The sequence below is a fragment of the Streptomyces sp. NPDC005438 genome (genome assembly GCF_040606315.1).
Classification (GTDB): Bacteria; Actinomycetota; Actinomycetes; order Streptomycetales; family Streptomycetaceae; genus Streptomyces.
The window spans coordinates 1-21414 of record NZ_JBEXEP010000017.1; the positions used below are offsets into that span (position 1 = coordinate 1).

Genomic DNA, 21414 nt, shown 5'->3' on the forward strand with positions numbered 1-21414 from the left:
ACACTCTGTTTCTTTAGTTAATGGGTCTTATAAACCTAACCCCCCCGGGGGGGGGGGGGGGGGCGCCCCCCCCCCCGACCCCGTAACTCAGGCTCCGCGCAGGGTGGCGCCGTGCCGCTCCACGGCGACCGCGACCGCCGCCTCCCGGGCGGCCGAGACCTCCTCGGCGGTGAGCGTACGGTCCGGGGCACGGAAGCGCAGGGCGTAGGCCAGGGACTTGCGCCCCTCTCCCAACTGCTCACCCTCGAACTGGTCGAACAGCCGCAGGGACTCCAGGAGTTCGCCCGCGCCCTCGCGCAGCGACGCCTCCACCCGGGCCGCCGGTACGGCCGCGTCCACCACCAGTGCCACGTCCTGGGTGGCCACCGGGAAGGTGGACACCGAGGGGGCCTGGAGCTGCTGGCCGCCGGCACGCTCCAGGGCGTCCAGGTCCAGTTCCATGGCACAGGTGCGGGCCGGCAGGCCCAAGGCCTTGACCGCCCGGGGGTGCAGCTCGCCGGCGTACCCGATCACCCGTGGACCGTCGGCCAGGCGCACCCGCAGGGCGGCGCAACGGCCGGGGTGCCAGGGGGCGTGCTGGGCGGCCTCGACCTCCAGCTCAGCCTGGGCCTCCCGGGCCAGCGCCCGGGCCGCCTCCACCGCGTCCGCCCAGGTACTCGGGCGTCCGGCACCCCACCAGCCGGACCGCTCCCGCTGCCCGGAGAGCGCGACCGCGACGTGGCGGGGCTGCTCGGGCAACGCGGCGTCCAGCAGGTCCACCTCGTGCGTGCCGGGACGGCCGGCCACCGAGGGAGTACCCGGGGAGCCCTCCCGACCGGTGGGCAGGAAGACCAGTCCGGTCTCGAACAGCGCCAGGTCGTGACTGCCCCGGCCGTCGTTGCGCCGCAGGGTGGCCAGCAGCCCCGGCAGCAACGAGGTGCGCATCCAGGGCTCCTCGTCGGACAGCGGGTTGACCAGGCGTACGGCGGTGCGCCGGGGGTCGTCCGCGTCCAGTCCCAGCTGGTCCAGCACGGCCTCGCCCTGGAACGGGTAGCTGAGGGCCTCCACGTAGCCGGCTCCGGCCAGCGCCCGGCCCACCCTGCGGTGCAGCCGCTGCCGTGCGGTCAGCCCCCGGCCGGAGGGCGGCTTGGGCAGGGTGGAGGGGAGGTTCTCGTACCCCTCCAGCCGGATGACCTCCTCGGCCAGGTCGTTGATGTCGCGCAGGTCCGGCCGCCAGGAGGGGACGGTGACCGTCAGTTCGTCGGTCCCGGCCACGTCGCAGCCCACCTCCTGGAGCCTGCGCACCACCGCCTCACGGCCGTAGTGCACACCGGCCACCCGGTCCGGGTGGCCGGCCTCCAGGGTCATGGTGTGCCGGGCGGGCACCTCGCCGACCTGGGTGAACCCGGCTTCGGCGGTACCGCCCGCGAGCAGGACCAGCAGGTCCACGGCACGCTGCGCGGCGGCTGCGGTGGCCTGGGGGTCGACGCCCCGCTCGAAGCGGCGGGAGGCCTCCGAGATCAGCCGGTGGCGGCGGGCGCCCCGGCCGATGGTCACCGGGTCGAAGTAGGCCGCCTCGATGACGATCTCCCGGGTGCCCTCCGGCTCCCCCGTCTCGGGGTGGGGCCGGGCCTCGGCGACCTCGGTGGTGGCGCCGCCCATCACGCCGGCCAGGCCGATGGGGCCGCTGTCGTCGACGATCAGCAGGTCCTCCGGGTCCAGCGTGCGCTGGACGCCGTCGAGGGTGGTGAGCTTCTCCCCGGGCTCGGCCCGGCGGACGCCCAGGGTGCCGTTCAACCGGGCGCGGTCGTAGGCGTGGAGGGGCTGACCCAGCTCCAGCATCACGTAGTTGGTGACGTCCACGGCCAGGGACACCGGCCGCATCCCGGCCTTCTGGAGCCGCCGTTGCAGCCACAGCGGGGAGGGCGTCTCGGGGAGCAGCCCGGTGACCGTACGGGCGGTGAACAGCTCGCAGCCGGCGGTGCCGGACTCGCGGCCGAGGGCGTCCTCGGCGATCCGTACCGGGTAGCCGTGCTCGTTGGGCGCCGGTACGTCCAGCAGTGCCGGGTCCCGCAGGGGCAACCCGTAGGCGGTGGCCGTCTCCCGGGCGAGGCCGCGCAGGGACATGCAGTAGCCCCGGTCGGGGGTGACGTCGATGTCCAGGACGTCGTCGACCAGTTCCAGCAGTTCGACGGCGTCGGTGCCGGGCTCGTACTGCGGGGGGAGGACCAGGATGCCCGGGGAGTCCTCCTCCATGCCCAGCTCGCTGCCGGAGCAGATCATGCCCTCCGAGACCCGGCCGTAGGTCTTACGGGCGGTGATCTTGAAGTCGCCGGGCAGTACGGCGCCGGGGAGCACCACCACGACCCGGTCGCCCACCGAGAAGTTGGTGGCGCCGCAGATGACGTTCTGCGGCGCGCCGGTGCCGTTGGCCTGGCCCACGTCCACCTGGCAGTAGCGGATGGGCTTCTTGAACTCGGTCAGCTCCTCGATGGCCAGCACCTTGCCGACGACCAGCGGGCCCTTGAGCCCGGCGCCCTGTTGGTCGACGGTCTCGACCTCCAGGCCGGCGGCGATCAGCTTCGCCGCGACGTCACGGCCGGTCTCGCCGGCCGGCAGGTCGACGTACTCCCGCAGCCAGGAAAGCGGGGCCCGCATCAGATCTCCATCCCGAACGGCCGGGTGAACCGGACGTCACCTTCGATCATGTCTCGCATGTCCTCGACGTGGTGGCGGAACATCAGCATCCGCTCGATGCCGAAGCCGAACGCGAAGCCGCTGTACCTCGTCGGGTCCACGCCGCAGGCGGTCAGCACCCGGGGGTTGACCATCCCGCAGCCGCCCAGCTCGATCCATCCCTCGCTGGAGCAGGTCCGGCAGGGGTTGTCCGGGTCGCCGACCGAGGCGCCACGGCACACGTAGCAGACCATGTCCATCTCGGCGGACGGCTCGGTGAACGGGAAGAAGTGCGGGCGCAGCCGTGTGGTCACGCCCTCCCCGAACAGCTCCCGCACCATGTGGTCCAGGGTGCCCTTGAGGTCCGCCATGGTCAGGCCCTCGTCCACGGCCAACAGCTCGACCTGGGAGAACACCGGGGTGTGGGTGGCGTCCAGCTCGTCGGTGCGGAAGACCCGCCCCGGGCAGATCACGTACACCGGCGGCTCGCGGTCCAGCAGGGTGCGGACCTGGACCGGCGAGGTGTGGGTACGCAGCACCACGCCGGAGTCCCGCTCACCGTCCGGGCCCTGGACGAAGAAGGTGTCCTGGGTGAGCCGGGCGGGGTGGTCGGGGGTGAAGTTGAGGGCGTCGAAGTTGAACCACTCCGCCTCCACCTCGGGCCCCTCGGCGACCTCGTACCCCATGGCCACGAAGACGTCCTCGATGCGCTCGGACAACGTGGTCAGCGGGTGGCGGGCGCCGGAGGGCACACGGTCGTAGGGCAGTGTGACGTCCACCGCCTCCTCGACCAGGACCCTCTCGTCCCGCTCCGCCTCCAGCTCCTCCTGGCGGACCTTGAGCGCCCGGCCGACCTCGCCGCGCGCCTGGCCCACCCGCTTGCCGGCCTCGGCCTTGGCGTGCGGCGGCAGGGCGCCGATCTCGCGGTTGGCCAACGCCAGCGGGGAACGGTCACCACCGTGGGCGATCTTGACCTCGCGGAGTTGCTCCAGGTCGCCGGCCTGGGCGATGGCGGCGAGGGCCTCGTCCTTCGCCTTGGCGATCTGTTCCGGTTTCAGTGCCTCGACCTCGACCGGGTCGTACGACTTGTTGGGTGCCGACATCTCTTCCCGTGCTTCCGATTGGCTGGCGGTGCGCCCTGCCCCCGAGGCGATGACGCCCACGGGTGCCGGGGGCCGAGTCTACGGGGGCGGGCGCGCGGTGCTGACCGGTGAGGCCCGTGGGCTCGGCGTCCCGGCCGGGGCGGTCGCGCGGACCGCACGCGGAACGGGCGGTGTCCTCAGTTCCAGAACGCCGGGGTGCCCACGGGCACCATAAATCGAAACGCGGCACCGCCCCGGTCGGCCCGGTCGACGGTGATGACCCCGCCGTGCGCCTCGACTATCCCCTTCACGATGTAGAGGCCCAGCCCGGTGCCCCCGCGCGGGTCGCCCCGCCAGAAGCGGGCGAAGACGCGGCTCGTCGACTCCGGGGGGATGCCGGGGCCTTCGTCGCTCACGGTGACCGCCGTTCCTCGTTCGCCGTCACGTTGCGGCAGGTGGGTGGGTGCCACCTCGATGGTGACGGTTCCGGCGCCGTGGCGCACCGCGTTTTCCAGCAGGTTGGCCAGCACCTGGTCCAACTTGTCGGGGTCGCCCCACTGTTCGGGCAGTCCGTCCTCGACGCGCACCACGAACCGGGACTCGTCCTGACCGGCCGCGATCTGGGCCTGGACCTGCCGCCGCACGATCGTCGCCAGGTCCACCCGCTGGCGCCTCAGCTCCAGCCGTCCGGTGTCGATGCGGGAGATGTCCAGCAGCTCGGCGATCAGCCGGGTGACCCGGTTGGCGTCGGCGTTGACCGTCTCCAGCATCATCCGCTTCTGCTCGTCGTCGAAGCGGTGCCACTTCGACAGCAGGGTGGCGGTGAAGCCCTTCACGGAGGCCAGCGGGGACCGCAACTCGTGTGCGACGGTGGCGATCAGCTCGGAGTTGCCCCGCTCGGAACGGCGCCGGGCCTCGGTACTCCGCAGGGTCACGACCACCCCGCGTACCGGCCCGGTCGGGTGGTCGCGCACGTACCGGGCGGCCACCAGCACCTCCGGCCCCTCGGGCAGCAGCAGGTTCCGTTCCGGGTGGCCACGCCGGATGGCCAACCCCCCGTAGGGGTCCACCAGTTGCCACCAGCGGCGCCCCTCGGGGTCCTCCAGCGGCAACGCCCGCTCCAGCGGCTGGCCCAGCGCCTCGGCGGGGTCGCGGCCGGTCAGCCGGGCGGCGACCGCGTTGAAGCGGACCACCTGACCGGACCGGTCGGCCACCACCAGCCCGTCCGGTAACTCCTCGGGGTCCCAGTCGCCCCCCGTGGGTTCGCCCCCGTGCGTGGTGGCCACGTCCTGCGCGGATTCGGTCGCCCCGTCCATCACGGTCACTCCTCCTGGGCCCCGGCGGGCAGCGGCCACCCTACTAGGGTGTGGTGTCGGGATCTTGGGAGACGGCCGAGCACGTCCCGGTGTCGTGGGCGTGGGAGGGCGCGAGGCGGAGGCGAGGGCCGACGTGGCCCGCCTGCGACAGCGCCTCCGGCGCCCCACAGCGGCCTCCAGCGACAGCGCGACAAGGTACGGCGCGCGCGCCGACACCGCACGCCGGCCTCGCGGTGATCCGCACGCCGCGCCCCGGGGCGCGGCGGCAGCCCGGGTGACATCCCGGGCGGTGCCCCGATCACCGGGAGTCCCGCCCGGCACAGGCCCTGCCGGTGACCGCCGGGGCCGTTCACCGTCCTTCGCGGCGGCATCCTCCGGGGGCGCGCTGGGCCCGGGCGGAGGCGTAGAGGCAGACGGCCGCCGCGGTCGCCAGGTTCAGGGACTCGGCCCGACCGTGCAGGGGCACCCGTACCACCGCGTCCGCCAGTACGCGGGTCTCCTCGGGCAGCCCCCACGCCTCGTTGCCGAACACCCAGGCGGTGGGTCGCCCCATGGCGCCGTCGTCCAGCTCCTCGTCGAGGTCCCGCTCCCCCGCGCCGTCGGCGGCCAGCACCCGGGTACCGGCGGCCGACAGGGCCGCCATGGCCTCGGCCACCGGTACGCCCACCACCACCGGCAGGTGGAACAGCGAACCCACCGACGCCCGCACCGACTTGGGGTTGTACAGGTCCACCGAGGCGTCGGTGACCACCACCGCGTCCGCCCCGGCCGCGTCCGCGCAGCGCAGTACGGTGCCGGCGTTGCCCGGGTCCCGTACATGGGCGAGAACGGCCACCAGCCGGGGGCCGGCGGCCAGCACCCGGTCCAGCGGCTGGTCCAGGAAGTCGCAGACGCCGACCAGACCCTGGGGGGTGACGGTCTGCGCGATGTCCGCGAGCGTCTCCTCGGAGGCCAGGTGCAGCCTCGCTCCCCCGGCACGGGCCCGCTCGACGATCTCCGGGTACCGCTCGGCCGCCGGGAGGGTGGCGAACAGTTCCCGCAGGGGCGCGGCGCCGTCGGGGGCGGTGGCCTCCCGTACCGCCTGCGGCCCCTCGGCGAGGAAACGGCGCTCCTTGTGGCGGAAGGAGCGCTTGGCCAGACGTCGGGCCGCGCTGACACGGGCGGAGCGTGGGGAGATCAACTCGGGTACGGCGGCCATGGGTTGGCGTTGCTCACTTCGTCGTCACGGCGCCCGGGAGCGCGTACGGAAGGGGGAACGGTACGGGTACGGGGCGGAGGGCCGGGCGGCCCACGTTCTGGACGCGGTGCCGTGCCTCCGGGGCGGGGCAGCGGTCCAGGCAGGGGAACCGGCGGAAAAACACCGGACCCGCAGGCCCAGGGCCTGCGGGTCCGCCCGCTCGCACGTCAGCCGCGTCAGGCGGCCTTGGGCGCGTTGACGTCCTCGGGGAGGGCCTTCTGCGCGACCTCGACCAGCGCCGCGAAGGCGTTCTGGTCGTTGACGGCCAACTCGGCCAGCATCTTGCGGTCCACCTCGACGTTGGCGGCCTTCAGGCCCTGGATGAACCGGTTGTAGGTGATGCCGTTGGCGCGGGCGGCGGCGTTGATCCGCTGGATCCACAGCTGCCGGAAGTCGCCCTTGCGCTTCTTGCGGTCGTTGTAGTTGTAGACGAAGGAGTGAGTGACCTGCTCCTTCGCCTTGCGGTACAGACGGGACCGCTGACCGCGGTAACCCTTGGCCTGCTCAAGAATCGCCCGGCGCTTCTTGTGGGCGTTGACTGCCCGCTTGACGCGTGCCACTGATGTACTCCTCAACAGGGGCCGTGGAAGTGCTCACACGGCCCACCTTCGATGGTCTGGGTCCGACGACTGCCCCACGAGGGGGCGAGGGCTCAACGCCCGAGCATCTTCTTGACTCGCTTGGCGTCCGCCGGGGCGAGCTCGGTGGTGCCGGCGAGGCGCCGGGTCAGCGTGGACGGCTTGTGCTCCAGGTAGTGGCGGCGGCCGGCACGCTGGCGCAGCACCTTCCCGGATCCGGTCACGCGGAAGCGCTTCTTGGCACCACTGTGCGTCTTGTTCTTCGGCATAGCGCCGTACTCTCCTCGTCGGATGGCGCTCCCCCAGGGCGCTGGGCGCCCTGGGCGGAAGCGTCAGGTGTTCGGTTGGCGGTCCCGGAGGCGACTCAGGCGTCGGCTGGCTCCTCGGCGGAGCTGCCGGGCTGCCGGCCGGCCTTGCGGGCGGCCTGGGCCTCACGGGCCTCGGCCATCGCCTCGGTCTTCTTCTTGTGCGGGCCCAGAACCATGATCATGTTCCGGCCGTCCTGCTTCGGGTTGGACTCCACGAAGCCCAGGTCCTGTACGTCCTCGGCAAGCCGCTGCAGCAGCCGGAAGCCGAGCTCCGGGCGGGACTGCTCACGACCACGGAACATGATCGTGATCTTGACCTTGTCGCCCTGCTTGAGGAACCGGACGACATGACCCTTCTTGGTGTCGTAGTCGTGCGGGTCGATCTTCGGCCGGAGCTTCATCTCCTTGATGACCGTGTGCGCCTGGTTCTTGCGCGCCTCACGGGCCTTCATGGCCGACTCGTACTTGAACTTCCCGTAGTCCATGAGCTTGCAGACCGGCGGACGGGCGTTCGCCGCCACCTCGACCAGGTCGAGGTCGTACTCCTGCGCAAGCTCCAGGGCCTTGGCAAGCGGCACGATGCCGACCTGCTCGCCACTGGGACCGACGAGTCGCACCTCGGGGACGCGAATCCGGTCGTTGATGCGGGGCTCGGCGCTGATGGGGCCTCCTCGGGTGCACCGCGCGACCGTCTGGCGGACAGCCGCGTGATCTAGCTGGAATTCGGTGACCACCGCGCGAGACGCACAAAACGCCCCGAACGGGACACAGGCGGGGCTCCTGGAAGACCGGGAACACCGCCGCGATACACCGCGGGGCGCAGCCTGACCTTGGTGACCCTCGGCCCGAAGGGCCGACAGGTGGGAGTGCGGAGCCTCCACTTGCGGGCCGGTGGACACGGGTCCCCGGCCGGTCGATTTTCGAGCATACCAGGGGTTGCCCGTCCGGCCCCAACCGTATGCGCCCATGACCTGTGACGGAGCCCTCCGGCAGCGGGGGACGTACGGGCGGTACGCGGGCCACCCGTACGTTCCCCGTACACGCTCGGCACGGGGCGGCGCCCGGCGTCAGAAGGGCGGACCGTTTTCGGCGGGCCGACCGGTCTCCACGTCGTGGGCCCACATCCGCGCGATCGTGCCCGCGTCGTCCTCGAACATGTGGCCCGCCATGCCGACCGCCCGGGCCGCCCGGACGGTGACCGCGAGGTCGTCGACCAACAGGCGGTCCTCCGGCCGGACGCCGAGGCGGGCGCACACGGCCGCGTGGGCACGCGGGTCGGGCTTGCCGATACCGGTCTCGCGCGCGTAGACGATCACGTCGACCAGTTCGTCGAAGTGGTACCGCGCCGTCTCGCGTTCCCGCGCTCCCACGAAGCTGTTGCTCAGCATCCCCAATCCCCAGCCCGCAGCTTCCCCGCAGCTCCCGTACAGAGGCTCTCAGCTCCCGGTTGGGGGTCCCCAGGTACTCCGTCCACAGGTCCGCCATGTCCACCATGTCCGCCAGGAGTGCCTCGCCCTGGCGTGCGCCCAGTCCCAGGCGTGCCGCCACCTCCCGGTGCACCTCAGGTGCGCCGAGGTCCCCGACCCCTCCGGCACACCACACCTCGTCCAGCCGCTCGTTCGCCGGGCACCGTGAACGAGCGCCCGGCGGCAGCCCCTCCCCGGTCCGGTAGGGCCAGTGCGACGCACGGCCCGCTCGTGTGGTGGACGCGGACACCGTCGCCCCTCCCCCAGGGGCAAGGGCGAGCGTTCCCGACCGGGACCGGCGGTGGGCGTTCCGGTCGGGTGGCACGGACGCGGGCGTCGCACCGTGGGGCGCCGTGGTTAGGCTGGGCCCCGCCGACGACACGGCACCGAGACCCCGTACGTCCCCGCAAGTCCCCGTACCGGAAGTGACCCCGCCTGATGACCGACGGCTCCCCGGCCCCCCAGAACCCCGGCTTCGACGCCATGACCCGTGACATCGCGGATGTGCCGGCGGTCGAGGTGATCACCACGGTCGCGGTCCACCTGATGAGTTCGGCCGCCGTGAACCTCGGGCTGGCCGAGGAGGGCGAGCAGCACAAGGACCTGGACGAGGCGCGGAAGCTGATCACCGCGCTGGCCGGGCTGGTGACGGCCAGCGCCACCGAGATCGGCTCGTACCACGCCGCCCCGCTGAGGGACGGGCTGAAGTCGCTCCAACTGGCCTTCCGCGAGGCCTCGGTGGTGCCGGACGAGCCGGGGCAGGGGCCGGGCGAGAAGTACACCGGCCCGGTCTACGGCTGAGGGGCCGGGCCCCAGCCTCCGAACCGGACCCTCACGCCTCCCCCGGCTCGTCGAGCCGGTCCGGGTCGACGTCGGAGTGGGTGAAGCCGTGGGCCAGGGCGGCCAGTACCCCGCCGATCAGCGGGGCCAGGATGAACAGCCACAGCTGGGTCAGGGCCGCCCCGCCGGCGAACAGGGCGGGGCCCAGGCTTCGCGCCGGGTTCACCGAGGTGCCGGTCAGCGGGATGCCGACCAGGTGGACGGCGGCCAGGGTCATGCCGATGGGCAGCCCGTCGAAGCCCCGTACCGCCACCCGGTGGGTGACCGCGAGCACCACGAAGACCAGGAAGAAGGTGAGGATCACCTCGGCGACGAACGCGCCGCCGATGTTGATCTGCACCGCCGAACGGTCGGTGAAGCCGTTGCTGCCGAAGCTCTCACTCGTCTTCAGGCCGGGGACCTGCTTGGCCACCAGGAACAGCAGTGCCGAGCCCAGTACCGCGCCCACGACCTGGGCGATCCAGTAGGCGGTCGCGGTGCGCAAATCGATGCGCTTGGCGGTGTACATCCCCAGGGTCACGGCCGGGTTGACGTGACAGCCGGAGACCGGGCCGAGGGCGTAGGCCAGCCCGATCAGGGTGAGCCCGAAGGCCAGCGCGATGCCGAGGGTTCCGATGTACTCGCTGGCCAGTACCGCGGCGCCCACGCCGAAGAACACCAGCAGCAAGGTGCCCACAAACTCCGAGACGAACAGCTGCGGTTTCGTCTCCGTCCACATGGAGCCCTCCTGACCCTGGGTGCCGTCTGCACCGAGTGTCGGAGGACCGGACGGACCCCGCACGCCGAGGCCGCCAGCCGGGTGGGTTCACGCCCGGTACAGGGCACCCGCCGGCAGGGAACTGTCGGCCGGCAGCACGGCCAGGTCCAGGCCCCACACCAGCCGGGACCGCAGCGCCGGCCGTTCCGCCAGGGCGGCGGCCACCTCGCGGGCGACCCGGGCGGCGTCCGCCCCGGGGCTCAGGGCCAGTGCGAGGGTGCCATCGGAGCGCTCACCGCCGGGGGCGAGGTGGGCACCGCGTACCTCGGGCTGGGCGGCCAGCACCTGGCGCAGCTCCCGGTGGACCTCGGGGTCCTCGCCGGACCGCTGGCCGGTGAGCCGCTGGGCCAGGGACCGTAGCGCGGGGCCGGCGAGCTGGTAGGTGACCGGGCCGGCCAGGTCCAGCACCAGGGTGTCGGCGTTCTCCTGGGTGAGCGCCTGGAGCGCGCGCTCCACCGGTACGGCGACCGGGCGGGCGTCCGCGCGCCAGTCCGCGAGGGCCCGCACGCTGGTGAACGCCGGGAGGGCCCGGCGGCCACCGGGGGCGGTGAGGGTGGGTACCGCCATGTCGCTGGTCTTCTCCCGGCGCAGCCCGTCCGGCCCTTCCTCGACCTCGCCCAGCACGGCCACCACCGGCACCAGGAGCCGGGCGGTGGCCAGCGCGTCCAGCAACGCCGGCTCGGTGGAGGGGTCCCGGGCCCAGCGGTCCAGCGCCTCCGCGAGGGCCGGGTCGGCTGAGCCGTCGTCGGTGGGGAACCCGGGGTCGGGGATGTTCTTGGCGGACACGTCGGGAAGCGTAGTGCCCTCGGGCACGGCCTCCCGCCGCGCCCTCACCAACGGGTCTCGCGGACCGGGACGGTACGGGGCAGCCGGGTGCGCAGGCCGGGCAGGTTGCCGACCCCCCGGTGCAGCGCCACCGCCCCGACGATCAGGGCGACGCCGAGGGCTCCGGTCCACACCGCCGGCCAGAAGGACTCGTCGCGGCGGGGCCCCGGGCCGAAGTGCTCCTTCTCGTACCGGGGTGAACTGGGCTTCTGCGGCTGGGGTTTGACCTGGGAGCCCAGCTCGATGGCGGCCGAGGGGTCCACGACGCCGGTGCCCAGGGAGTCGCTGCGGCCCCCGGCCGGGGTACGGCGCGCGGTGTCCGCCAGCAGCTTCTTGACCTGCGCCGGGCTGAGGTCGGGATGGGCGGCGCGGACCAGGGCGACCACCCCGGAGGTGTAGGCGGCGGCCAGACTGGTGCCCCAGCCCTCGAAGTAGCCGCCTCCGGCGCGGGGGATGGCGACGTCCTTGCCGGGCGCGCTGACGGTGGTGTACCAGCGGCGGGTGGAGAACGAGGCGCGGGCGCTCCGGCGGTCCACGGCGGCCACCGCGATCACCCCGGGGTAGGCGGCCGGGTAGGAGGTGTGGTCGCCCTTGTTGCCGCCGTTGCCGGCGGAGGCCACCACCGAGACGCCCTTGCCGAGCGCGTACCGTACGGCGGCGTCCTCGGCCGGCGCCGGACGGGCTCCGCCGCTGTCGTCCCCCAGCGAGAGGTTGATGACGTCGGCGCCGTGGTCGGCGGCCCAACGGATGCCCTCGGCAACGGTGTTGCGGTGCTTGCGGCGAGCCTGGGGCCGGGAGGGGTCGTCGTCCTCCAGCAGCACCCGCACCGGCAGCACCCGGGCCTGGGGCGCGATGCCCAACAGGCCCTCCTTGCGGCCCTTCCCGTGGCCGTGACCGGCGATGGTGCCGGCCATGGCCGTGCCGTGCCGGGCCCAGGAATCCGAGCCGCGCTGGGCCCCGAGCCCGACCAGGTCCCGTCCCTTGAGTACCGAACCCCGCAGGTCGGGGTGGTCGCCGTCCACCCCGGTGTCCAGTACGGCGACGGTGATCCCCTTGCCCTTGGTCGTCCGCCAGGCCTCGGTGGCGTTGAGCATCCGCAACGCCCACTGCTGGTCACGTACCGCGTCCGTGGGGGCGGCGTGGGCGCCGCCGGGCAGGACCAGCAGGGTCAGCACGGCGGCCAGGGCCACCCCCCACAGACGTCGACCGGTGTGGCTCACTCGCCCTCCCCCGCCCGGTGCTCCTTGGCCGCGCTCTCCAACCGCCGCTCCGCGAGGTCGGCCAGCCCCTGGGCGTCGTGGCCCAGCCCGGCCTGGGCCGGGGCGGTGACCGCCTTGTCCCCGGTGGCCTCCTCGGCCGACTGGGGGGCGCTGACCACCCGGCCGTCGGCGAAGCCGGTCACGGTGTAGACCACCACCGGCTGGTCGACCAGCACCCGCACCGACCAGCTGGCCCGCTGGGCGTCGCCGAAGTCGGCGGCGGGGGTGCCCCGGGCGGCGTACGGGCGGGGCATCAGGTCGGTGCGTTCGGAGAGGTTGCCCTGGGCGAACCGGGCGCGCAGCCGGGCCATCCCCTTCCGGTCGGCGTCGGTGAACAGCAGCCCCACCGTGGTGACGCTGCTGCTGGTCTCGTCGACGTAGGTGGCCCGTACCAGCCGGTGGCAGCCGGCCGACGACAGTGCCTTGGCGAGCCCGGGGTCCAGGGCGCGGGCACAGCCGCCGTCGGGGGCGACGGCCACCCTGGTCCACCGCCGTTCGGCGCCTCCGGGGCCGGCGTTGGGGCCCCGGGACCGTTGGGGGAACAGCTGGTCCACCGGGGTCTCACGCCACAGGTCGCGGGCCCGCTCGTAGGTGTCGGCGGGCTTGGGGTCGCCGTCGTCGCCGCTGAGCAGCCGTCCGGCCAGGGAACCGCCGAGCAGGCCGACGCCCAGTACGAAACAGACGCCCGCCGCGACGGTGCGCGGAGGTGTGCGGCGCAGCCCGGACAGCAGCCCGCCCAGGTCACGGCGCCGGTCGCGGTCGCCGGAAGGTGGGCGCGGCGGTAGCGGGGGGACACCGGGGCGGGGCGGGTGGTCGGGGCGTACCGGCGTGGGCGCGGTCCGGGCGGCCGGCTCGTCCTGTCGGGTACGCGCGCCCGGGACGGCGGCCCCCGCGTCCGGGGAAGCGGTCCGGCCCTCCGTCCGGGGTGACCGCGGCGCTCCGCCCACCGGGGTGGGTGCCGTCGCCGGGCGGGGTGGCGGGGTACGCGAGGGGGGCGCCGTCGGTGGGGACGTCGCAGCCGTCGTACCGGAACGCCCGGACAGGGGCCGGCCGGTGGGGGGCGGGGCCTGGGGTGGCGCGGGCGGGGACGGTACCCCGGAACGGGGCGCGGAGGGGGCGGGGCGTCCGGTGTCCCGGAGGCCGGTGGAGGAGGGCCGGCCGGCCTCGGGTGGCCGCCGGGTGGGTGCCGGGCGGGCGGCCCGGGGTATCTCCTCCGCCCGGCGCACCCGGGGGCCGCCCACCGGTGGCCCCTCGGGGGGCGGCGGGCCGGCCTCGCGCCGGGGTCGGGGGGTGCCAGGTGCCCCGGCGGAACCGGCCGGGCGGGCGGTCTCCCCGGTGGGGCGCCCCTCGGGGGGCTCCGTACCACGGTCCGGGCGGGGTGTCCCGGGCTGCGAAGTCCCCCCGGACGAGGGGGACTTGGGGCGGGCCGGCCGGGCGGACAGGGGCCGCCCGGTGGGAGGCGGCGGCTGGTGGGGCACCCTCGACGGCGGGGGCGGGGGACGCCGGTCCTCGGGGGCTGGCCGTGCCGGACGCGCCGACCCCTCGGTGTCGTCCTGGGGGCGCAGCAGCGAGGACAACGGTGGCCGGCCGGACCTGCGGGTCCGTGGGGTGGGCGTACCGGGGCGGCTGTCCTCGTCCTCGTCCGGGCGTCGTCCGCCGCTGTCGGTCATCCGTCCGCCGAAGGGCGCTCTGGGGGGTTGGCCGGAGGTGTCGGAGGGCCGGTTGCTGGACGAGCGCTCGGCGTCGGTGCTCAACTACGTCCCTTCCGCGCGACACCGCCGCCCCTCTACCGGTCGGTGGGGCGGGCGAGTTGGTCGGTCACCATCCACCCGGGGGCAGGTCATGGTGTGCGCGTCACTCTACGACCAGTGACGGTTGGCTGGGCAACCCATCGACCGTCACCGACCGGAGGCGCCCGTACGGGAAGGGGTTACCACGGCCCGTACGGTCGTGAAAGGCTGCCGGAATGCGTGACACGAGTGCCGACCGACGGCGCTACGACCAGGCGACCAAGGCGCTGGACGCCCCGCTCGCCATCGTCGACCTGGACGCCTTCGACGCCAACGCCGAGAGCCTGGAGCGCCGGGCCGCCGGCAAGCCGATACGGGTCGCCAGCAAGTCCGTGCGCTGTCGTGCCCTGCTGGAGCGCGCCCTGGAACGGGACGGCTTCCGGGGGGTGATGAGCTACACCCTGCCCGAGGCGATCTGGCTGGTCCGGCACGGAGTACGGGACGTCCTGGTGGCCTACCCCTCGACGGACCGGGCCGCCCTCGCCGAACTAGCCTCGGACCCTCGACTGGCCTCGGCCATCACGGTGTTGGTGGACTCCACCGCGCACCTGGACCACGTCGACACCTCCCGTGCGGGGGGCGGGGAGCGGATCCGGGTCTGTCTGGAACTGGACACCTCCTACCGCGCCCTGGGCGGCCGGGTACGGGTCGGTCCCCTGCGGTCCCCCCTGCGTACCCCCGCCCAACTCGCCGAGGCCGCGCGGTCGGTGACCCGCAGGCCCGGTTTCCGCCTGGTCGGGCTGATGGCCTACGAGGGCCATGTCGCCGGGGTCGGGGACCGGGTGCCCGGACGGCCGCTGCGCTCGGCCGCCGTACGGCTGATGCAGAGCGCCTCCCGCGCGGAGCTGGCGGTGCGCCGGGCCGCCGCCGTGGAGGCGGTACGGGCCATCGAACCGGACCTGGAGTTCGTCAACGGCGGGGGCACCGGCAGTGTGGAGTCCACCGTGGCGGAGGAGGCGGTGACCGAAGTGGCCGCCGGGTCGGGCCTGTTCGTCCCCACCCTGTTCGACCACTACCGCTCCTTCACCGGCCGCCCGGCCGCCCTGTTCGCCCAGCCGGTGGTGCGCCGGCCGGGGGTGGGCGTGGTGACCGTATTGGGCGGGGGGTACCCGGCCTCCGGGGTCGCCGGCCGCGACCGGCTGCCCACGCCGGAGCTGCCCGCCGGACTGCGGTACCACCGCGACGAGGGGCCGGGCGAGGTGCAGACACCGCTGATCGGAACGGCGGCCGACGACCTGCTGCTCGGTGACAAGGTGTGGTTCCGGCACGCCAAGTCGGGCGAACTGTGCGAGCGGTTCGACCGGTTGCATCTGGTGGCCGGCGACCAGGTGGTGGACACGGTGCCCACCTACCGGGGCGAGGGTCAGACCTTCCTGTGACCCACCGGCTCAGCCCCCGGCCGGCACCGGGGCGGCCAGCGCCTCGCCCAGCGCCTGGGGCGCCCGGACCAACGACGGGCCGTACCAGGTGAGATGACGCCCGCTGACCAGGGCGGCCGGCAGTCCGGGGAACGCCTCCGGGCCGTCCTCCCGGTGGAAGGCGTACGGCTCGTCGGGCAGCACCACCAGGTCGGCCGACCCCGGCCGGTTCAGCTCCTCCAGCGGGACGCGCGGGTAACGGTCGGGGTGGTCGGCGTACCGGTTGCGCACCCCCAGTCGCCGCAGCAGGTCCCCGGCGAAGGTGTCGCGGCCCAGCACCATCCAGGGGCGCCGCCAGATCGGCACCACGGCGGTGACCTCTGCCGCCAGGGCCGGGGGCCGGCGCCAGGCGGCCTCCGCCTCGTCCAGCCACCGGGGTCGGTCCAGGCCCAGCCCCCGGGTGAGCATCAGGTCCAGGGCCTCGAACGCCTGGGGCAGGGTGCGCACTTCGGTCACCCACACCCTCAGCCCGGCCTCCCGCAGCGCGGCCAGGTCCGGTTCCCGGTTCTCCTCCTCGTTGGCCAGCACCAAGTCGGGGGCCAGCTCGATCACGGCCCGCAGGTCGGGGTTCTTGGTGCCCCGCACCCGGGTCACGTCCAGGTCGCGGGGGCGCTCACACCAGTCGGTGGCCCCGACCAGCAGCTCCCGTCGGGTCTCGGCCACCGCCTCGGTCAGCGAGGGCACCAGGGACACCACCCGGCGCACCGGGTGGGGGAAGGGGGCGGAAGCGTCAGCCATACCGGCACCGTACGCGCCGAACGGGTCGCCCGGGGATCGGTGACCGCCGCTTCCCCGGGCGACCGGGTTCAGGCCGCCGCGCCCTCGTTCTCCCAGGGCCAGGCGGCCCCGCGTCCCCGGGAGAGCAGCCCGATCGTGGTGAACAGCTTGTCGCTGAACCCACCGATCTCGTACCGCCGAGGGCTGCCGGTGTCGAGGGAACTGGTCGCATACCCCGTGGTGTTGATACCGAACATCGGTACCGAGGACGGGATCGCCTCGGACACCGACAGCCCCCGTCCTCCGTGCCCCGGGTAGGCGAAGGCCTGCATGTCGGACAGGATCACCACCCGGTCGTGGCCCCGGTAGGTCGCGCGCAGGGCGGAGACCGTCTCGGTGCCGTGGCCCACCTCGCCCACCCGGGCCCGGAACGCCTCCACGTCCCGCAGCAGCGAGCCGCCGGGGGTGACCCGGTGCCGGAAGTGGCCGCTGGCGAAGCCCACCAGGTCCACCTCGCCGCCCCGGTGGGCCAGCGCGGCGCCGAACAGCACCCCCACGTCCACATGGGTCACCCGGGAGCGGGCCGACAGCGGACGGCCCATGGACCCGGAGGTGTCCACCAACACCAGGGTGCGGCCCGGGAGTCGGGGCACGTTGGCGGTCGCCGACCACATCGCCCGCTCCAGCGCGTCCGCCCACCGCAGGGAGGGCGCGGCCCGGTACGCGGACAGGAAGCGGTACGGGAACTGCCGGGAGGCGCGGACCTCCTCCGGGTCCCGCAGCCGGTCCACCACCCGCTGGGCCGCCTCGTCGCTGACGCCCGCCTCGTCGAGGTTGCGCAGGTTCCGCAGCTGCGCCATCAGCCCCATCGAGGGCAGCACCGCCTCCCAGGCGGCGGCGTCCATCGGGCCCTGGAGCCAGCCGGCCACCGCCTCCCAGGTCATCCCGGCCCGGCGCAGCACCTCGGGGGCGTCCGGCCGGCGCAGCAGCGCCGCCCGGTCCGCGAGGGGCACCCGCGCCAGTTCGGCCCGGCGCCGCAGCACGGTCAGCCGCTCGGGCGGCGGGTCCGGGCGCTCGTGCCGCCGGTCCAGGGCGTGCCGGAACAGCTCGCCCTGCCACGGCTTGTCCGGGTGCGGGGCGGGGTGGACCAGTTCCAGCACGTCCCCGAACCGGAAGGCGTGCGCGCAGGTGTCGTACTTCAGCAGGGACCGCTCGCCGTAGAGCCTGCGTACCGCGTCCGCCAGGCCGCGCTTGACCGGCTGGGGCAGGGCCCGACCGAACCGGGCGTGCCAGTAGGCCAGCAACTCCCCCGGCTCGTCGGGGCGTTGGCACACCACGTCCACCAGCCGGCGGTTGCCGCCGTGCTCGCCGGCGACCAGTCGGGCGTGCACCGCCTCGGCGGCGCCCACCACGGCGGCCGAACGCATCTGGGCCTCGCCCCGCAGCCAGCCCAGGAAGCGGGCGGACCACTCCGGGTCGGCCACGGCGACCGAACGGACCAGGTCGCGGTAGCGGTGGTCGCGGTCGTCGGCGGACTCGTAGAAGGTGTGCTCGCCGGTCATGTTGACCAGGGCCAGCAGCACCAGTTCGGACTTCTCGTCCGGGGCGTAGCCGGCGCCGCCCTCGTGGGTGGGGGCGGGCGCGTTGCCCCGCCGTACACGGTTGAACCTGCTCATCACGTCTCCCCCGAGACTTCCCCCGATCCGAAAGGGCGCCCGGGCCCGAGGGTCGGTCAGGGCGCCGGACGCGTGTGCGCGGCGGCACCCGAGGTCCCGGACGACGACGGGGAAACCCCGCCCGGGGCGGAGTGTGGGAGTCGAACCCGAATCAACCGAAGTACCCGTCGTCCTCGCACCGGACGGCCGCCGCGCACACCCTTCGAGGCTAGGAGTCGCGGGGGCCCGGGCGCATCCGGTTTACCGGCCGCCCCCGGGCGACCGCGCCGTCCCGCGCGCCCGGGAGTGCTCGGGAGTGCCGCACCGTGACCGGTGCCGGATGCGGCATCATCGGCGGATGACGAGCCCACGACTGTTGCTGATGGACACCTCCTCGCTGTACTTCCGCGCCTACTTCGGGGTGCCGGACACCGTCCGCGCCCCCGACGGCACCCCGGTGAACGCCGTACGGGGGCTGCTGGACTTCATCGCCCGGCTGGTGTCGGACCACCGGCCGGACCAGCTGGTGGCCTGTATGGACTTCGACTGGCGCCCCCAGTGGCGGGTGGACCTCATCCCCAGCTACAAGGCGCACCGGGTCGCCGAGGAGTCCGAGGCGGGGCCGGACGAGGAGGAGGTGCCCGACACCCTGAGCCCCCAGGTGCCGGTCATCGACGCGGTGTTGGACGCCCTGGGCATCGCCCGGGTGGGAGCCGAGGGCTACGAGGCGGACGACGTGATCGGCACCCTGACCGCCGGGGCCCGGGGGCCGGTGGACATCGTCACCGGGGACCGTGACCTGTTCCAGCTGGTCGACGACGCCCGGCGGGTGCGGGTGCTGTACCCGGTGAAGGGGGTGGGTACCCTCGCCACCTTCGACGAGGCGGAGTTGCGGGAGCGGTACGGAGTGGACGGCGCCGGCTACGTGGATCTGGCGCTGCTGCGCGGCGACCCCAGTGACGGGCTGCCGGGGGTGCCGGGCATCGGGGAGAAGACGGCCGCCAAGCTGATCGCCGCCCACGGCGACCTGGAGGGTATCCAGCGTGCCGCCGCCGACCCCACCTCCAAGGTGACGCCGGCCCAGCGGCGGCGCATCCTGGAGGCGGCGGACTACCTGGCGGTGGCACCCCGGGTGGTGCGGGTCGCCAGTGACGTACCGCTGTCCGACTTCGACCCGACGCTCCCCCGCTCGCCCCGGGACGCGGAGGAGCTGGCCGCCCTGGAGGAGCGCTGGGGGCTGGGCGGCTCGCTGCGTCGGCTGCTGTCGGTGCTGGCGGGCTGACCTCCTTCGCCGGAGCGCTCCGGGCGGGTGCTAACTTAGGCTTACCTAACTTCACTTTCTGGAGGTCACGTGACAGCGGAACGCCCCGCCCGCAAGGCTCCCCAACTGCGCCAGGCCCAGGTGGTACGCGTCGAACAGCTCACCCCGCACATGGTGCGGGTGGTGTTCGGTGGCGAGCAGTTGGCCGACCTGCCGGTGGGCGAGTACACCGACCACTACGTCAAGCTGCTGTTCCCCGTCCCCGGGGTGACCTACCCGGAACCCTTCGACATCGCGCGGATCCGCGAGGAGTTCCCCCGCCACCAGTGGCCGGTCACCCGCACCTACACGGTCCGCTCCTGGGACGCCAAGTCCGGTGAGATGACCGTGGACTTCGTGGTCCACGGGGACCAGGGCCTGGCCGGCCCCTGGGCGACGCACGCCAAGCCCGGGGACACCCTGCGCTTCCTCGGCCCCGGCGGCGCCTACGCCCCCAGCCCGGACGCCGACTGGCACCTGCTGGTGGGCGACGCCAGCGCCCTGCCGGCCATCGCCACCGCCCTGGAGCGGGTTCCGGCCACCGCCCCGGTCCGCGCCCTGATCGAGGTCGACGGACCCGAGGAACGGCAGCCCCTCACCGCCCCGCACGGCACCGAGGTGACCTGGCTGCACACCGGCGAGGGCCGGGTGGGCGAGCAACTCCTGGAGCGGCTGCGGGGGTTGGAGTTCCCCGAGGGCACCGTGCACGCCTTCGTCCACGGTGAGGCCGGCTGGGTCAAGGAGGCCCGACGCCACCTGCGGCTGGAGCGCGAGGTGCCGCGCGAGCGGCTGTCGGTCTCCGGCTACTGGCGGCTGGGCCACAACGAGGACACCTGGCAGGCCTCCAAGCGGGAGTGGAACGCCCAGGTGGAGGCGGAGCAGGAGCGGGACTGAACCCCCGGTCAGCGCCGGGAGCCCGCCCGCTCCCGGCGACCGCTGAACGGGGGCGCACCACCCCGAAAGCGGGCGCCCCGGAAGGTCAGCGCTCCACCACCCGTACCGGACAGTGCCGGGCCGTGACCGGGTTGCACCGTACGGTCATCCCGCCCGGCAGTTCGGCCAGGTAGTCACTGCCGTGCCGGGCCGCCAGACCGGGGCTCGGATAGTCGGTGCTGACCATCTGCGCGCCCGAACGCAGCGCGTCCCGCAACATGCCCCGGTCCCCGGAGGACGCCTGGTCCACCGGGACGTCCGACCGGGTGCGGACGAAGTAGCCCCGGCGCACCAGGTCGCGGATCACCCCCACGTTGGCGCCGGTCGGGTCGTTCCACTTCACGAACGCCGCGTCCGGCCGGCCGGGACGGGAGTCGGTGAACAGCACCCTGCCCTGGAGGCTCTCGCGTCCTCCGGCGCGGTAGGCGTCCTGGATCTCCTGGTCGTCGTTGTCCATCAGGAACATCACCCGCCCCCGGGCCTCGCGCAGCCGGGGCCAGCCGTGGTCCAGCACCGAACGCTCCAGGGTCTTGCCCCGCCGCCGTACGTCGTCCGGGGTGACCAGGCCGCGCTCACCGAACACCGCGCGGATCTCCCGGTCCAGGGCGTCCAGCATCGCGGTGTCCCAGGGCGGACTCTTCGCCCCGCCCTGCTCCTCCAGGCGGGGGTCGGTGCGCTTCAGCTCCAGCAGGATCGGAACGGTGGTGTGCCCGCCGCCCTGGCGCTCGGACCACCGCTTGACCTGCCGCAGACAGTCCCGGAAGGCCACACAGCTGGTGCGGTAGTCGAAGTCGGCCCAGTGCATCACCTTGAAGCCGGGCTTCTTCCACTCCGCGCCGCCCATCGGGGGCAGCCCGGCCCGCTTGCGGATCAACGGGTCGGCGTACAGGCCGCCCTGGGGGTCGGGGAAGACGTCCAGCTCGATGCCACGGGCCTTCTGACGGGCCAACTGCTCGGGCAGCGAGGCGTGGCTGTACTCCAGGTTGCCGGTGGCCGCGCCGGGGTCGAACTGGCGCTGTACGCCCTGTTCCGGGTGGCTGACCTCGCGGTGGTAGCTGTTGTGGGTGGCCATGAACTGGGTCTGGTTCAGCCGCAGTTGGCCGGAACGCTCCCCGGCCGAGGCGGGGCGTGCCGCGGAGGAGACGGTGAGGGCCGCCGCCAGGGCGGTCACCGTACACAGCCATTTCCGAGCGGTAGTGGACCTGGTACGCATGGGCGACCTCCGACGGCCGGGAGCGGGACAGGGGCACCCTGCCGTGGCCCGTCGGCGGGCATGTG

At 73.9% G+C, this 21414-nt stretch carries 19 protein-coding genes; 4 read left to right on the forward strand and 15 right to left on the reverse strand.

All coding sequences use genetic code 11. The features are described 5' to 3' along the window. Positions 1-87 precede the first annotated feature (87 nt). The 8 genes from pheT to ABZT14_RS24975 form a co-directional block, all read right to left on the reverse strand. Complete coding sequence (gene pheT, locus ABZT14_RS24940) at positions 88-2637, reverse strand: phenylalanine--tRNA ligase subunit beta (RefSeq protein ID WP_356306555.1); 2550 nt, start codon at positions 2635-2637, stop codon at positions 88-90. Beyond that, complete coding sequence (gene pheS / locus ABZT14_RS24945) at positions 2637-3758, reverse strand: phenylalanine--tRNA ligase subunit alpha (protein ID WP_356306558.1); 1122 nt, start codon at positions 3756-3758, stop codon at positions 2637-2639. The genes pheT and pheS overlap by 1 nt, the downstream gene beginning before the upstream one ends. 176 nt (positions 3759-3934) lie before the next feature. Beyond that, a complete protein-coding gene (locus tag ABZT14_RS24950) occupies positions 3935-5053 on the reverse strand; it encodes an ATP-binding protein (RefSeq protein WP_356306561.1) in 1119 nt (372 codons plus the stop codon). A gap of 349 nt (positions 5054-5402) precedes the next feature. After that, positions 5403-6251, reverse strand: a complete 849-nt coding sequence (locus ABZT14_RS24955) for an RNA methyltransferase (RefSeq protein WP_356306564.1) — start codon at positions 6249-6251, stop codon at positions 5403-5405. 215 nt (positions 6252-6466) lie between these two features. Beyond that, entirely contained in the window at positions 6467-6850 is a 384-nt protein-coding gene (rplT, locus tag ABZT14_RS24960; RefSeq protein WP_356306567.1) for a 50S ribosomal protein L20, read from the reverse strand. A 92-nt stretch (positions 6851-6942) separates the two neighbouring features. Continuing rightward, positions 6943-7137, reverse strand: coding sequence for a 50S ribosomal protein L35 (rpmI, locus tag ABZT14_RS24965; RefSeq protein ID WP_356306570.1), 195 nt, complete (start codon positions 7135-7137; stop codon positions 6943-6945). Between the two features lie 95 nt (positions 7138-7232). Further along, positions 7233-7910, reverse strand: coding sequence for a translation initiation factor IF-3 (infC, locus tag ABZT14_RS24970; protein ID WP_356306573.1), 678 nt, complete (start codon positions 7908-7910; stop codon positions 7233-7235). 333 nt (positions 7911-8243) lie between these two features. Then, on the reverse strand, positions 8244-8564 hold the full coding sequence (locus ABZT14_RS24975; RefSeq protein ID WP_356306576.1) for an HAD-IA family hydrolase: 321 nt from the start codon (positions 8562-8564) through the stop codon (positions 8244-8246). A gap of 516 nt (positions 8565-9080) precedes the next feature. Between ABZT14_RS24975 and ABZT14_RS24980 the strand changes: the two genes are divergently transcribed. After that, positions 9081-9443: a DUF1844 domain-containing protein gene (locus ABZT14_RS24980; protein ID WP_356306579.1), complete on the forward strand. Its 363-nt coding sequence runs from the start codon at positions 9081-9083 to the stop codon at positions 9441-9443. Positions 9444-9474: 31 nt separating this feature from the next. On the opposite strand, the gene ABZT14_RS24985 is transcribed toward ABZT14_RS24980, so the two are convergent. The 4 genes from ABZT14_RS24985 to ABZT14_RS25000 form a co-directional block, all read right to left on the reverse strand. Next, the gene (locus tag ABZT14_RS24985; RefSeq protein ID WP_356306582.1) at positions 9475-10200 is read right to left on the reverse strand and encodes an MIP family channel protein; all 726 of its coding nucleotides are present in this window, start codon (positions 10198-10200) and stop codon (positions 9475-9477) included. An 87-nt stretch (positions 10201-10287) separates the two neighbouring features. Continuing rightward, positions 10288-11025 (reverse strand): SseB family protein, encoded by a 738-nt coding sequence (locus tag ABZT14_RS24990; protein WP_356306585.1) that lies wholly within the window; start codon positions 11023-11025, stop codon positions 10288-10290. Positions 11026-11069: 44 nt separating this feature from the next. Beyond that, complete coding sequence (gene mycP / locus ABZT14_RS24995) at positions 11070-12239, reverse strand: type VII secretion-associated serine protease mycosin (protein ID WP_356306644.1); 1170 nt, start codon at positions 12237-12239, stop codon at positions 11070-11072. Positions 12240-12280: 41 nt separating this feature from the next. Next, positions 12281-14077: a hypothetical protein gene (locus ABZT14_RS25000; RefSeq protein ID WP_356306588.1), complete on the reverse strand. Its 1797-nt coding sequence runs from the start codon at positions 14075-14077 to the stop codon at positions 12281-12283. A gap of 212 nt (positions 14078-14289) precedes the next feature. Between ABZT14_RS25000 and ABZT14_RS25005 the strand changes: the two genes are divergently transcribed. Continuing rightward, positions 14290-15492, forward strand: coding sequence for an amino acid deaminase/aldolase (locus tag ABZT14_RS25005; RefSeq protein WP_356306591.1), 1203 nt, complete (start codon positions 14290-14292; stop codon positions 15490-15492). Between the two features lie 9 nt (positions 15493-15501). Here the strand turns inward: ABZT14_RS25005 and ABZT14_RS25010 are convergent, their stop codons facing one another. Then, complete coding sequence (locus ABZT14_RS25010) at positions 15502-16269, reverse strand: helical backbone metal receptor (RefSeq protein ID WP_356306595.1); 768 nt, start codon at positions 16267-16269, stop codon at positions 15502-15504. Between the two features lie 68 nt (positions 16270-16337). Further along, positions 16338-17924, reverse strand: coding sequence for a TROVE domain-containing protein (locus ABZT14_RS25015; protein ID WP_356306598.1), 1587 nt, complete (start codon positions 17922-17924; stop codon positions 16338-16340). A gap of 355 nt (positions 17925-18279) precedes the next feature. Here ABZT14_RS25015 and ABZT14_RS25020 point away from each other — a divergent pair, with 355 nt between their 5' ends. Both ABZT14_RS25020 and ABZT14_RS25025 read left to right on the forward strand, forming a co-directional pair. Further along, positions 18280-19185: a 5'-3' exonuclease gene (locus ABZT14_RS25020; protein WP_356306647.1), complete on the forward strand. Its 906-nt coding sequence runs from the start codon at positions 18280-18282 to the stop codon at positions 19183-19185. A gap of 69 nt (positions 19186-19254) precedes the next feature. Next, a complete protein-coding gene (locus tag ABZT14_RS25025; RefSeq protein WP_356306601.1) occupies positions 19255-20097 on the forward strand; it encodes a siderophore-interacting protein in 843 nt (280 codons plus the stop codon). Between the two features lie 85 nt (positions 20098-20182). On the opposite strand, the gene ABZT14_RS25030 is transcribed toward ABZT14_RS25025, so the two are convergent. Beyond that, complete coding sequence (locus tag ABZT14_RS25030) at positions 20183-21349, reverse strand: phosphatidylinositol-specific phospholipase C1-like protein (RefSeq protein WP_356306604.1); 1167 nt, start codon at positions 21347-21349, stop codon at positions 20183-20185. Between the last annotated feature and the right edge of the window lie 65 nt (positions 21350-21414).

Coding starts and splice junctions, on each gene's coding strand:
- pheT (WP_356306555.1), bottom strand. CDS start 2,637: ATGCGGGCCCCGCTTTCCTGGCTGCGGGAGTACGTCGACCTGCCGGCC.
- pheS (WP_356306558.1), bottom strand. CDS start 3,758: ATGTCGGCACCCAACAAGTCGTACGACCCGGTCGAGGTCGAGGCACTG.
- ABZT14_RS24950 (WP_356306561.1), bottom strand. CDS start 5,053: ATGGACGGGGCGACCGAATCCGCGCAGGACGTGGCCACCACGCACGGG.
- ABZT14_RS24955 (WP_356306564.1), bottom strand. CDS start 6,251: ATGGCCGCCGTACCCGAGTTGATCTCCCCACGCTCCGCCCGTGTCAGC.
- rpmI (WP_356306570.1), bottom strand. CDS start 7,137: ATGCCGAAGAACAAGACGCACAGTGGTGCCAAGAAGCGCTTCCGCGTG.
- ABZT14_RS24975 (WP_356306576.1), bottom strand. CDS start 8,564: ATGCTGAGCAACAGCTTCGTGGGAGCGCGGGAACGCGAGACGGCGCGG.
- ABZT14_RS24980 (WP_356306579.1), top strand. CDS start 9,081: ATGACCGACGGCTCCCCGGCCCCCCAGAACCCCGGCTTCGACGCCATG.
- ABZT14_RS24985 (WP_356306582.1), bottom strand. CDS start 10,200: ATGTGGACGGAGACGAAACCGCAGCTGTTCGTCTCGGAGTTTGTGGGC.
- ABZT14_RS25005 (WP_356306591.1), top strand. CDS start 14,290: ATGCGTGACACGAGTGCCGACCGACGGCGCTACGACCAGGCGACCAAG.
- ABZT14_RS25010 (WP_356306595.1), bottom strand. CDS start 16,269: ATGGCTGACGCTTCCGCCCCCTTCCCCCACCCGGTGCGCCGGGTGGTG.
- ABZT14_RS25015 (WP_356306598.1), bottom strand. CDS start 17,924: ATGAGCAGGTTCAACCGTGTACGGCGGGGCAACGCGCCCGCCCCCACC.
- ABZT14_RS25030 (WP_356306604.1), bottom strand. CDS start 21,349: ATGCGTACCAGGTCCACTACCGCTCGGAAATGGCTGTGTACGGTGACC.